Origin of the sequence: Pseudoalteromonas sp. McH1-42, assembly GCF_022347845.1 — a bacterium.
Taxonomy (GTDB): domain Bacteria; phylum Pseudomonadota; class Gammaproteobacteria; order Enterobacterales; family Alteromonadaceae; genus Pseudoalteromonas; species Pseudoalteromonas rubra_D.
The window spans coordinates 232,721-246,499 of record NZ_JAKRFU010000002.1; the positions used below are offsets into that span (position 1 = coordinate 232,721).

The 13,779-nt window shown below is 48.2% G+C and carries 9 protein-coding genes; 5 read left to right on the forward strand and 4 right to left on the reverse strand.

Annotation, left to right across the window (positions count from 1 at the left end):
* Positions 1-544 precede the first annotated feature (544 nt).
* Positions 545-1,012 (reverse strand): phosphohistidine phosphatase SixA, encoded by a 468-nt coding sequence (gene sixA / locus MHN31_RS03045; protein WP_239443423.1) that lies wholly within the window; start codon positions 1,010-1,012, stop codon positions 545-547.
* A gap of 211 nt (positions 1,013-1,223) precedes the next feature.
* Here sixA and MHN31_RS03050 point away from each other — a divergent pair, with 211 nt between their 5' ends.
* Complete coding sequence (locus MHN31_RS03050; protein ID WP_239443424.1) at positions 1,224-3,911, forward strand: insulinase family protein; 2,688 nt, start codon at positions 1,224-1,226, stop codon at positions 3,909-3,911.
* A 240-nt stretch (positions 3,912-4,151) separates the two neighbouring features.
* Positions 4,152-6,392, forward strand: a complete 2,241-nt coding sequence (locus MHN31_RS03055; RefSeq protein WP_239443425.1) for an EAL domain-containing protein — start codon at positions 4,152-4,154, stop codon at positions 6,390-6,392.
* A 210-nt stretch (positions 6,393-6,602) separates the two neighbouring features.
* Here the strand turns inward: MHN31_RS03055 and MHN31_RS03060 are convergent, their stop codons facing one another.
* Positions 6,603-6,827, reverse strand: coding sequence for a hypothetical protein (locus MHN31_RS03060; protein ID WP_138537659.1), 225 nt, complete (start codon positions 6,825-6,827; stop codon positions 6,603-6,605).
* Between the two features lie 763 nt (positions 6,828-7,590).
* Here MHN31_RS03060 and MHN31_RS03065 point away from each other — a divergent pair.
* From MHN31_RS03065 to MHN31_RS03075, 3 genes are all read left to right on the forward strand, one after another.
* Positions 7,591-7,983 carry an MmcQ/YjbR family DNA-binding protein gene (locus MHN31_RS03065; RefSeq protein ID WP_049865405.1) on the forward strand — a complete coding sequence of 131 codons (393 nt, stop codon included), beginning with the start codon at positions 7,591-7,593 and terminating at the stop codon, positions 7,981-7,983.
* 142 nt (positions 7,984-8,125) lie between these two features.
* The gene (locus tag MHN31_RS03070; protein ID WP_239443426.1) at positions 8,126-9,970 is read left to right on the forward strand and encodes a choice-of-anchor I family protein; all 1,845 of its coding nucleotides are present in this window, start codon (positions 8,126-8,128) and stop codon (positions 9,968-9,970) included.
* A gap of 80 nt (positions 9,971-10,050) precedes the next feature.
* The gene (locus MHN31_RS03075; RefSeq protein WP_239443427.1) at positions 10,051-11,061 is read left to right on the forward strand and encodes an ATP-dependent 6-phosphofructokinase; all 1,011 of its coding nucleotides are present in this window, start codon (positions 10,051-10,053) and stop codon (positions 11,059-11,061) included.
* On the opposite strand, the gene nhaD is transcribed toward MHN31_RS03075, so the two are convergent.
* The gene (gene nhaD, locus MHN31_RS03080; RefSeq protein WP_206074193.1) at positions 11,041-12,498 is read right to left on the reverse strand and encodes a sodium:proton antiporter NhaD; all 1,458 of its coding nucleotides are present in this window, start codon (positions 12,496-12,498) and stop codon (positions 11,041-11,043) included. The genes MHN31_RS03075 and nhaD overlap by 21 nt on opposite strands.
* A gap of 222 nt (positions 12,499-12,720) precedes the next feature.
* Positions 12,721-13,674: a DUF368 domain-containing protein gene (locus MHN31_RS03085; RefSeq protein WP_239443453.1), complete on the reverse strand. Its 954-nt coding sequence runs from the start codon at positions 13,672-13,674 to the stop codon at positions 12,721-12,723.
* Positions 13,675-13,779: the final 105 nt, after the last annotated feature.

Consider the following 13,779-nt stretch of genomic DNA (forward strand, 5'->3'; position numbering starts at 1 on the left):
CAAGCAGCGCGGACCTCACTAGCGAGAGTGCAAAACGACTATATGAGGCTGAACGAGACGGCCGTAATTATAGCAGCAAATTTTCAAATTGCTGCAATTATGCATATAAATTTTCCACATTTTTGTAAATATCGTGAAAGTTAGCTAAGAGTTAACAACTTTTCGCAACAAAAAGCCTCAATATAAGGACAATTGTCCTTACCAAACTCTTGCCTATATGATGGCAGGAAAAGGATTTACCGAATTGAAATACAGGTGTCACTATCTCGCTCTTATCAACAGCCAGCTCTTCATACCGCGAATAGATACTCTCTAATCACAAGATCTGCACACAAGCACATTACTTTTTTGGATTGCACAGCAACACCAACCAGACACATGTGGTGTTGCGCATTTTATGACAAACAATAAGGTAGCACCGAAAACCATCCGCCCATAGATGGTAACCGGTGTCATGAAAGCGATGCTATTGTATTAAAGCATCGTAGTGAAAAGGAGGACATTAGACCGCACCGGGCCAACTTATCCTAAAATCGGTCTCAATTCAGGTAGTCGGTGTGGCGAGCTTAACCAATTCGCTTTTTAGCGTCTCTGGGTCATACTGGATCACCGCAACGGCAGCCGTTGCAAAGATCGGCATTTCACCCGGCACCAATTGATCGACCAAATAACTGACTATCGGCATATGCGCAACAACTAACCAGGTGTCTAAGGTGTCATGCATACTGATTAAGGTTTCGAGATAATCGATCGCAACAGCGGCATTGCCACTGGGCACAACATCCTGGCATGTCTCTTCGAATGATACAGGGTTGCTTTGCAGGACAGCCTGAGCCGTCTGTTGCGCCCTGATATAGGGACTCACTAGTACAGCCTGTGGCGGATAATGTTCAGCTAACCATTGACCCATTTCAGCAGCCTGAGCGTGCCCGCGTGAAGTCAGAATTCTGGCCGCATCGTTGGCCTGCATAGGGCCCGCTTCGCCATGGCGCATGATCAGAATTGTTTTCATAGCACTCCGAAAGTTGGCAAGAAAATTAGAAGCAAGCAGTAGCTATTGCCCCAAATTGTCCGCTATATTAAAACAAAAGCACCTAAACCTTAAGTTTAAATACAGGCTAATTCAGAGGTGACCGGCTATCGCAACCGTCCTGGTGGGCGCTTGCCAGCAGTAGCCCGGAAACAGCAGCCACGTCTCTAACTAATATATCGGCGGCACACAATTGAAACTGAGTAATAATGATAAAAGAAATTATCGTCACCTGACACTGGACAATGGTCTAAAAGTGCTTCTTGTCGAAGATACATCAAGTAATAAGGCAGCAGCCTCCCTCGCAATAAACGTCGGCCATTTTGACGATCCACAGAGCCGGCAGGGCATGGCACACTTTGTTGAACATATGTTGTTTCTCGGTACTCAGAGCTTTCCTGTGCGCGGCGAATTTTCGCAATTTGTCAGTCACGCCGGTGGACAAAGTAATGCCTGGACAGGCACCGAACACAGTTGCTACTTTTTTGATTGTCGTGCGGCATTGTTTGCTGAGGCTTTGCAACGATTCAGTGAGTTTTTTTATGCACCACTGTTTAGTGAAGAGGCATTACAGGACGAACGCAACGCCATTGACTCAGAGTTTAATCTGAAGGTCAAAGATGATAATCGCCGAATTATTCAGGTGCACAAAGAAACCGTCAATCCGGCCCACCCTTTTGCCAAGTTTTCCGTCGGAAATCACAATACCCTGGCCGATCACAGCGGTCAGTTTAAACAAGAGATTGAAGCCTTTTTTGCCGCCCATTACCAGGCACAATGGATGACACTCGTGCTAGCCGGGCCGCACCCTTTAGATGAGCTGGCCGAGCTGGCACGTCGCAACTTTACGCCTGTAACCGGTCAAAACATACCCAAACCGGCCATTCAAGTCCCCTTATATCGCCAGCAAGATCTGGGGTTATTACTCCACATTGAACCGCGTAAGCACATGCAAAAGTTGATTGTCAGCTTTGCCATGCCCGATGTAGAGCGACTGTATAAGTTCAAAAGCCTGAGCTTTCTGGCACACCTGTTGGGTTATGAAGGAGATGGCTCACTTTATGCAATTTTAAAGAAAAATGGCTGGATAAACGCCCTGTCCGCGGGCGGTGGCGCAGACGGCAGTAATTTTAAAGATTTTAATATCAGTTTCGCGCTGACTGACGAGGGCATTGAGTACTACGAAGATATCGTAGAAATGCTGTTCGAGTATATTAGTCTGATCCGAGAACAGATTGGCGCTTTACCTGCACTCTATGAAGACAAAAAGCGCCTACTTGAGTTGGCATTCGAAAATCAGGAGCCTAGCAAACTACTCGACTGGGTCAGCGCGCTGAGCATCAATATGCACCATTACGAAGACGAAGACACCCTATATGGTGACTACTGTATGAGTGCCTTCAATCATGCACTGCATGAAGAACTCATGGAACTGCTATCGCCGCATAACATGCGTCTGATCTTGATCCACCCTGATATTACCTGCGAGAACGATGCCACCCGCAAGGTAGCACAATGGTACAATACGCCCTACCAGGTAGAGCGCATCAATACGGAGTGGTTACAAACACTCGAACACATTACCACGCCACTGCCCGAAATGCGCTTGCCTGCTGCGAACCCTTACCTGGCGTTTGAAAACCGTCTGTATGACATAGAGCCCGGACGTAAAACGCCCACCCTGCTCACAGACAGGCCAGGATTTGCCTTTTGGTTCAAACAAGACACCCGCTTTCGGGTTACAAAAGGCCATTTTTATTTAGAGATAGATTCCCTTTGTTCGGTCGTGAACCATAAGAGCATGGCCATGACCCGGCTGTTCGCCGATTTGTTTATGGACAGTGTCGCAGAGCAATTTTACGCTGCGGAGCTGGCCGGATTGAGCTATCACCTCAGCTCCCACCAGGGTGGTTTAACCTTACAAACCGCAGGCCTGTCTGCCAGCCAGCTCAAACTGGTGCTGCAACTGGTCGAAGCTCTGCTGAAACAACCGATCAGTGCCACCCGCTTTGCAGAATATAAAAAACAATTGATCCGGCACTGGAAAAACCACAACAAGAGTAAGCCTGTTAGTGAGCTGTTCAGTTTATTGGGTGCCCATCTGATGCCCTGGAACCCAACCCCAGAGCAACTGGCCAAAGCGCTCAAAAACATCAGCTTTAATGAGTTTTGCCTGTTTCGGGATAACTTTTTCAAAGAGATCCATATTAAGGCATTTATGCACGGTAACTGGCAACTGGACCATGCACTCGATATGCAAAAACAACTACATGCCCTGTTTGCCTACAGCGAAATCCTGGACGACCTGAAAAAACCACTCAACCTGGTTACATCAAATCAACACGTGCAAATTGAGAAGTCCGGGGCCGAACATGCTTTTGTCGAGTATATTCAGGCACCCACTAACAGCGTGGACGATAAAGTCAAAGTGATGGCTTTCAATCAGTTAGTCAGTCAAGATTACTTTGAGTCTTTGCGCACACAACAGCAGCTTGGTTATCTGGTTGGTGCAGGTTATGCCCCCTTTAATACCCGCGCCGGCATAGCATTTTATGTACAGTCGTCCAGCTATGACAGTGCCACCTTGCTACAACGTCATCACCAATACCTGGCCGATTTACTTGTTCAGCTGGATAGCTATGAAGCCACCCAATGGACTCAAGTGAAAGCGGCATTGCATGCCCAGATTGCGGAGAAGGACAAGAACCTGAGACTACGCTCTCAACGTTTGTGGATCGCCATTGGCACTGACGATCACGCCTTTTCAATGCAGGAAAAGCTCATTGCAGCACTTGAGGCGCTCACGTTTGATGATCTGAAACAGTATATAGTCAAACTGATTTCTAACGACTTTGCGAAAGTCACACTTAGGTGTAATTAACTCCCCGATATATCAGTGGCGCATCTTTGCCAATGCGCGCCACTGAGCAAGGCTTCAGCTGCAGTAAAGTGATCACCTCCCTTCAATCTTACATTTTCATGTCACAATTGCCGTCTCAATGCACAAAATACGCGCAGACATACCGCTTAGGTCCGAAATTAGGGATTTTTTCTGACTTTCTTTTTGACTCTGCCTGGGGCTTAGATTAGATTAGCAAATGTAATTGAACCTTTAAGCCTTATGACGAAAACAACAATTATAAAAACAATTACATCTGTTTTGTTACTTCTGGCCTGGCCGACAATAAGTGCGCCCCTGCCAGCAGGCATTATACAAAATAATTCTTCGACACTGCTCGTTTTGGTGGGCTTTGTCACAGCCGCCACTTTGCTCTACTTGGTTATCTTAAACCGCCGAACCAAACACTCCCTGAGGGCACTCAGACATTCAGAGCAACGCCTCAAAAGCACCGTAGAAGGCAGTGGAGACACACTGTGGGACTGGAACATACGCAGTGGTGAAATTACCCGTATAAACGATAAGTTTATGTTGGACACAACGCCAGGCACCCATCTGATCCCCAATGCCAGCCAGATACACCCTCAAGATCTCCCGCTGGTAGAAAAACAGCTCAAACTTCACTTTGCAGAGAAAACCGCCTTTTTTGAGGCCACTTATCGGGTCAAAAACAGCCTCGAGCAGTATCACTGGGTGCTGGACAAAGGCAAAATCATAGAAAAAGATGAAAACCTTAACCCACTGCGGATGACTGGTACTATCCGTGATATTAACCACCTTAAAAGTACGGAAGAGCGCCTGAACCTGTTCGCCAAGTGTGTCGAATCTCTGACCGACGCTATTGCTATTTATGATCATACCTTCCGCTTGGTTGACTTGAATCCGAGCTATATTCGAATCTTTGGTGGTGTGCGTGAACAGTATATCAATACCGAGTTTAAGCTCCCTGGATATGATGGCCAGTTTATCAATCAGATAAAAGCCGCCTTAAGGAAAAGCGAGCACTGGCAGGAAGAACTTAAACTCTACGACCAGACGGGCACTATGCTGCCAATCGAGATTTCCATTGATGAGATTAAAAATAACCATGGCCACATTACCAATTACGTGGTGGTATTCTCTGATCTAACCGAACGCAAAAAAGCAGAATCACAACTGCACAATTTGTCGAATCGAGACCGCACTACGGGCCTGCCCAATCGAAACCTATTCTTTACCAATCTAAAAAAACTCGTCGACCAAAAACGCGATCATGCTTTGCTGGTTTTTGACCTGGATAACTTTAAGAAAATTAATGACTCTCTTGGCCACCAGCTGGGAGACAGCCTGCTTGCTAAGCTCGCCATGCGCCTCAATAAACTGTGCCGTCAGCAAGACACATTTTACCGCCTGGGTGGCGATGAATTTGCCCTGGTGATGTCAGGTACGAATGACATTCACACCATCAGTAAAGCCGCGAAACAGTTTCTGGCTGTTATTGCGACCCCCTTTAAGATGGCTAACCACGAACTGGTGATCACCTCATCTGTGGGCATTGTGCTATTCCCGGAAGATGGCAGCACACCAGAGATTTTGCTGAAAAATGCAGACACAGCCATGTACCATGCCAAGCAAAAAGGTAACCACTACCTGTTCTTCAACGACTCAATGAATGAACAGGCCGTTAAACGTCTGCAAATTGAAAACCTCATGCGATTTGGCTTAAAAGAGGATCACTTTGTCGTTTACTATCAGCCCAAAATGGACATTGCCAGTGGCGCGTTAGTCGGTATGGAAGCCCTGGTCCGCTTCATCACGCCCAAAAAAGGGGTGATCAGCCCAGGCTTGTTTATTCCCATCGCAGAAGAGACAGGTCAGATTGTAGAAATCGGTGAAGTGGTACTGGACAAGGCCTGTAAAGATGTCAAACGCTGGGTTGATATGGGGCTATTCAACGGCCGAGTTGCGGTTAACCTCTCTGCCCGCCAGTTTAGCTTACCCGATCTCACCGCCCGTATAGATCTCATCTTGCAAAAGAATCAACTTCCATCTTATTTTCTCGAGCTGGAAATTACAGAGGGCACTGTTATGGATGATCCACAAGAAGCAATTTCAATTATGCGCTCTCTCAGCTCTCGCGGGATCCACCTGGCTATGGATGACTTTGGTACCGGCTACTCCTCACTCGCCTACCTGAAACAGTTCCCACTGAACACCCTCAAAGTAGACAAAGCGTTTGTAGATGATATGAACACAGAGCGTGGCTGTAACATGGTGGACTCCATTGTCACGATTGCACACAATCTGGGTCTGCACGTTGTCGCGGAGGGGGTTGAGCAGGAACAGCAGCTGCTTCAGTTGCAGCGCCTGAATTGCCAGACCATTCAGGGCTATTACTACGCTAAACCACTCTCGGCCGAAGAGTTCGAGCAATTCCTGCGCGCGCAGCTGTCTGAAAAACCCACACTACAGCTGGTAAACTAACGGCCGCCAGGGCCAGATTAATGGTTCTCAGCGGCAAAACCTATCTAGTTGGACCCTTCAGCCCAATCCAGGTTTATTAACACAGGTTTCATCCAAAACATATGGCTTAAGAGACTACGCAGGTATTTTTTCCTTAATCACGAGATTTTCGCACACCAGAGCAGACTAAGGACATGGCGCATTACGCGTGAGCGCACTTCAATGGTTTCTTCAGGCACGCAAGACACAATACTGCGGTCCCACCTGTTTGAGCCAGGCGAGCCGGTAGTGCGCACGAAACAGGATCCACACCATAGGTCCTGCAAACGCAGCTAATAGCACCCAGGAGCGCCTTGTGACGCCCGTACAGCGAAGCTCATTCAGCATCAGCAATCCACCCAGACACATTAAAACAGCATACAACACCAACACATTGCCTCCGTATTTGAGATCCAAACGTGGACGCCAGGTCAAACTGTGCGACACGTTAAGTAAATGGGTAACTTTTTTCCCGCGCAGTGTACAATAAGTCTAAAAAGCACGCAAAAACACTTAAATTGTTGCAAAATATTGCATTATTTAATTTAATACGTCCCCAGAAACAATTGGTTTCTCACTCAGGTACCCGAAACAATGAGTATCTGAAATCGCAAATAGCTACTAACTTATTATTTTAACAAGGTATTATTTGCGCTGACGTAAAAATAAGCGCAGCAAAGTATGCCTTCAGATCATGGGCCGGTCTGAACACAACTTACTTTCGCTGGCGATCCTGTTTGATTTTCCTACACTTAGGTTAAGCCGAACGGGATTGAAAGCTTATGCGTGCCAATTTGATTGCACTTTCACTGCATCCGGAGAGGTTCCTGTCTCCCCTGAAGCGCGTGAATGTTTAATGAAGTGGGCATTTGTCATTTGGTCATGGTGTGGTTAGCAGTCAAAGAGCGGGGGGAGACTCCCCCTTGAGCAGATTTGAAATTGGAACTGTAAAGATAAATGGACTGGTTAACCTCTGTGCGTTTTAATACGTATTTTTCTCAGTAGGGTGAAATATACTTATATTGTTGCGCAGCTTAGATAAGGTTATTCAGTTATATTCTTATTTGGTCTTAACTGACTGATAATTTTTACTTATTCCCAATTACAGAAATCTCACAAAAGCTGCTAAAATCAGCCCCATGTTGTTTTAATTTAATTTGTTATTTCAAGGACACGGGCGATGGATCAGAAATTCGTACATGAGTATTTACAGGCTAAGCCTGGGACCTTTATCACAAAACCGTTTGCACAGGACGTGGACGTTTACAAGGTGCAGCACAAGATGTTTGCCACCTTATATGAAGGGAAAGAGGGTCAATTGGGTGAAAATGGTGAGCCAGTTTGGTGGCTTAACCTAAAATGTGATCCAGATGAAGCACTTTTGTTACGCGACAAGTACGCTGCAATAGTGCCTGGCTACCACATGAATAAACGATTATGGAACACCATCGTACTTGATGGCAGCATCCCGGAAGAAGAAATCAAACGCATGATTGATGATTCGTATCAGATTGTTGTTGATAACTTACCCAGCGCGCAACGCGCAGAGCTTGATCGCCTCACTCAATCTTAGAGTGACCGTCATCATTGGCTTCCCTCGCACCAAGTGCGAGGGCCATTTTATTTCTCCTTTTATCAAAACCCCTCCTTTGTCATTCTGATGTCAATTATCCCTGTTTTAATGACAGTGATTTTCTCAACTTAGAATAAAGACAATGAAAAAAACACTGATCTCTTTAACGCTACTGGGCTTACTCAGTGGCTGCAGCCTGGATGGCGACAACGGACAAACAGGTGAGCAAGGCCTGCAAGGTGAGACGGGCCAGGCGGGCACGGCAGGTGAAAAAGGCGATAAAGGAGACGCTGGCGCACAAGGTGAAACCGGTGCACAAGGGCCACAAGGCGAGACCGGCGCTCGCATGACGGGTGATCTGTCAGCACAATTGGTAGGCCGTGCCGTTTTAAACGTAGCAAGCCCGGAAGGCGCTGCCGAAATCGTCGCTTATCACGCAACCAGTCAGCGTATCTTTGCACTGGACAGCTCTGGAGACAGGCCGCAAATCGCCGTAATTTCAGCCGCACAGCTTGATGCCGACAAGCTCAACAAAGACAATCAGGGTGTAATCACTAACACCAACCTCACCGTGACAGAAACGATTGCTGTCAGTGATGTGGTTGCCGCTGATGCAAACAGCCTGGCGATCCATGGTGACCTACTCGCCGTTGCCATGGCACGCGAAACCGGTGAAACCGGATTTGTGCTGGTCTACGATATTGCCGCACAAACACCTCAACTTCTGAAGTCAGTCGAGGTAGGTTACCTGCCTGATATGGTGACATTTAATCAGGATGGCAGCAAAATTTTGGTAGCCAATGAAGGCGAGCCAGCAGGCGATTATAGCGTTGACCCACAAGGCAGCATTGCCATTATAGAAGTCAATAACGGTCAGATTGCCGAACAGGCTGTCCTGTTAGGGTTTGAAGCCTTCAATGACCAACAAGCCGAGTTACAAGCCCAGGGCGTCGTCTTTGCCAACCCAACCGGGCGCACCATCAAAGGGCAGGCAATCAATACCAGTGTTGCGATGGATCTTGAACCCGAGTACGTTACTGTCAGTAAAGATAATCGTTATGCCTATGTCTCGTTACAAGAGAACAATGCACTGGCCATTGTAGACTTAAGTGATAACTCACTAACAATAAAAGGCCTGGGTTACAAAGACTGGGGTAAATGGACGTTGGATGCATCCGACAAAGATGGCGGCATCAATCTGCGTAGCTATCCGGGCTTGTATGGCATGTACCAACCAGACACCATCGCTAGCTATCAATGGCAAGGCGCGAACTTCATCGTCACAGCTAACGAAGGAGATGGGCGGGAGTACTTCTTCCCAGCTGCCGATGAAGCCGAGTGTACCGCTAATGGCGGACTAGACTTCGATGAGGACGATGGTTGTCTGGCATATACCGATGAGATCCGAGCCAAAGACCTGACATTGGCGGATAACTTTGCTTACATCAACAATGACAACGACGACCTGGGTCGCCTGAAAGTGTCGACCGTGATGGGCGATCAGGACAACGATGGCCAGTACGAAAAACTCTACACTTATGGTGCTCGCTCATTCTCTATCTGGGATCAACGTGGTGCTCGAGTATTCGACTCTGGAGACGAAATCGCACGTATCACCACCGCGTTGCATGGTGAACAGTTTAATAACGATGAAGACACCAACGAAGGCGATACGCGCTCAGACGCCAAAGGTGCTGAACCAGAAGCGCTGACATTGGGCCAGATAGGTGAACGTACCTATGCATTTGTCGGACTGGAGCGCATGGGCAGTATTTTGATCTATGATGTCACCAACCCGTTCAATGTCACCTTTACCACTTACCTCATTAACCGAGGTCTGGAAGAAGGGGCTGACATTTCGGGTGACCTGGCACCGGAAGGGATGACCTTTGTAAGTGCCGAGCACAGCCCGACCAACACCCCATTGCTGATCGTCGGCAATGAAATTTCCGGCAGCATTGCCGTCTGGTCGCTGACTCAGAAGTAAAGCGCCCTGTCTTGTACTGTGGCTGCTCTGTGCTGTACATTAATCAAGGTGTATAGCTCAGCCACAGTACAGGGAACTGAATGACCAAAATTGCAATACTCACCAGCGGGGGCGATGCGCCCGGGATGAATGCCGCTATCCGTGCAATCGTGCATAGCGCTCAGCACAACCAGTATGACTGCATCGGTTTTTTCCATGGCTACAACGGCCTGTTAAACGACGAGTGGCAAACCCTGACACATCGGGATGTGGCCAATGTGCTGCAATTTGGCGGCACTATTTTAAAAAGTGCCCGCTGCCGCGCAATGTGCGAGCCACAAGGTCCAAAGCAAGCCGTCAATACACTCAGAAAGCACCAGATTGATGCTTTAATCGTAATTGGGGGAGATGGCTCGTTTAGGGGACTTGAAGCGATTAAGGCCCACTGGGAAGGTCAGGTTATCGGCCTGCCCGGGACCATAGACAATGACCTGGCTGGCACAGACAACACCATAGGTTTTGCCACCGCGGTCACGACCGCCACCCATGCTATAGATAAGATCCGCGACACCGCAAACGCCTTTGAGCGTGTCTTTATTGTCGAAGTCATGGGCAGACACAGCGGCCATATTGCCTTTCATGTCGGACTGGCAACCGGCGCTGAGGCGATTCTGTCATTCGAAAATTGTGATTCTGCCGACACCAGACAACAACTGGATCGGCTGATAAACCAGATCCAGGTGCAACAGCAATACAACCACGACAGCTTTGTGATTGTATTGGCTGAAAACCTCTGGCCTGGCGGACCTCAGGCCCTCAAAACACAATTGGCTGAGCAGGCTGGTATCGAAAGCGCAGTCTGTGTACTTGGTCATATCCAGCGCGGTGGCAGCCCGGCGCCAGAAGACCGACTACTGGCCACAGAACTAGGACTGGAAGCCGTCAATGCCGTAACGGATAACCGAACTGGGATTATGATAGGCAAACAAGGGACGGCGTTACACAATGTGCCTCTGACCCATGCAATCAGCACCGCCAAGCCGGTTGACGCTCGCTGGATTAAGGCACAGCATGATGTACTCACCGAGTACTTAGTCAAACACCGTAAATAACTCGGCGTTTAACCATAAATGTACCAGGATACTGGCGGCGTAGCCCAGTGCTATCACTGGCGTCCATTTCAGGTGACCAAAGAAGGTATAATAGCCTCTGGCCTGTCCCATTAATGCTACGCCCGCCGCCGAGCCAATAGAAAGCAGACTGCCGCCAACCCCGGCAGTCAGCGTGATCAATAACCACTGGCCATGGGACATCTCAGGCTGCATTGACAATACGGCAAACATCACCGGAATATTGTCGACTACGGCCGAAACCACACCTAAGAACACATTGGCAGCCGTCGCAGACCAGTCTCCATACAACACTTCCGACATCAGGCTCAGATATCCCAGAAAACCCAGCCCCCCGACGCACATCACGATACCGTAGAAAAACAGCAAGGTATCCCACTCGGCGCGTGACACTTTCGCAAACACATCAAAAGGCACCACATTGCCCAGCGCCTTCAAACGTTCCTGGTCGCCGGCCTGCTCTGCCTCAGCGCGTTTTCTGTCCAATGAATTGGGTAAAGTGGTCCGTAAAAAATAGCCAAAAAACTGCAAATACCCTAGCCCCATCATCATACCCAGAACCGGTGGCAGGTGTAATAAGCTATGGCAAGAGACCGCTGTAGCAATGGTCACTAAAAACAACACCATGATGCGCCGCGCACCACGCTTTAGTTCAATGTGCTCATCACTAGCTGCTGGCTTCTTATTCTTTACGAACAAGCTCATGATCAAAGCGGGCACCAGGTAATTTGCCAGCGCCGGGAAAAACAGAGAGAAAAACTCAGCGAAATGCACGATACCGGCCTGCCATACCATCAGCGTGGTAATATCACCGAACGGGCTGAATGCGCCACCCGCGTTCGCCGCCACAACAATATTAATGCAGCTGAGGTTAATAAATTCCTTGTCACCCTGACCTACTTTCATGGCGACCGCACACATTAACAAAGCCGTCGTCAGGTTATCCGCTATCGGCGAGATGACGAACGCCAGAAAGCCGCTGAGCCAAAACAAAGTTCTGAAGTTAAACCCACGACGTACCATCCATACCCGTAAGGCATCAAATAAGCGCCGCTCTTCCATGGCATTGATATAGGTCATCGCCACCAGCAAAAATAACATCAGTTCTGAAAACTCGAGTAAATTATGCCGAAAAGCATGCTCAGTCAGCTCAGGTATATCATGCAGTACATAGTAGCCGCCGATCAGCATCCAGATCAGTCCGGCGGCCACCAGCACAGGTTTGGATTTACGCATATGAAGCTTCTCTTCTAGCATGACCAGAATATAAGCCAGTACAAAGATAGCAATGCAGATCCAGCCAAGGGCGGCCGAGGTGAGGTCGATGGGCGTTGCAACGTGGTTGGCCGCAGCTGATATCGCTGTCGGGTGCCAGAGCATAAAAATTAAGGCGAGCAAAACGTAAAGCGAGTTTTTCATGTGTTATCAGGTCCGAAACAGGGTTAAAACGTGGTTAACTTGAGCGCGGCTACTTGATAGCACACTTTTCGCTCCATCTGCATTCGACACAAGTCTAAGCCCACCGCCTTACTTAGAGTTGCTCTCCCCCGCCAGCCAACAAAAAACGGGTGTATGAACAGTGTCACACACCCTTATGATAAGATGATGAAATTTTATCAGTTGACCACAGTTCAGTGCCAACTAGGCGTCTTTACGACTGATCCGCTCAATCATCAGGATCAGGGCGAGGCCCGCCACAGCTAATAAAACGCAACCCAGTACGTAAGGTTCTTGGCCAGAAATACGAGCAAACTCTCCCGGCAACACATTGGCTTGCGTTAACGGTTTCTCTATCCCCTTGGAATTAGTGTAAGTGGTTAACACTTGCTTCCAGGGCCACAATAAGTTCAGTGAACCAAGCAAAAAACCACATAGCAAAGCAAAGGTGATCTGCTCAAAGCGACTAAGTAACCATGACAACAGACGTGAAAATGCCATTAGACCAACCACACATCCCCCCAAGAACAAAGCGATCAACATCACCTGCATCTCATTGACCGCACTGAGTACATGGCCATACATTCCCAGTAATAACAAGATAAAGCTACCGGAAATACCGGGTAAAATCATGGCACAAATTGCGATTGCACCAGCGGCAAAATAATACCAGGTCTGTGGCACCGCTTCGGCAGGCGCCAGAGAAGTGATCACATAGGCAATCGCTGCACCTGCCAAGCACGCACTGATGGTCGGCAGGTCCCAGCGAGAGACTTGCTTACCGACATGAATAAACGAAGCGATGATCAGGCCAAAAAAGAACGACCAAACAAATAACTGATGGTGCTCAAGTAAATAAGTAATGAGTTTCGCCAAAGAAGCGGCGCTGGTCAGCAAGCCCGCAAATAACACCACCAAAAAAGTGCCGTCTATATGTTGCCACGCGGCCTTTAATCCATTGCTTCTGAGTGTTTTAATGGCGTCCAGATTGACACTTTTAATTGCCCCAAGCAGACGGGCATAAATACCGGTAATAAACGCAATGGTGCCACCGGACACACCCGGTACTACGTCGGCGGCGCCCATACCTGCCCCTTTGAAAAACAACCAGATAAAATCACGTTTGGTGTCAGTTTTATTGCTCAAAGCACTCTCCATCGATTTTTTCGGCACGAGTTTACCGAAATTTTGTGACGCTGCACATAGTGACAGCCAGAATGTCCTCAAGCTTTGCGGTAAATTGCCGATACAAGGGCATTAGCA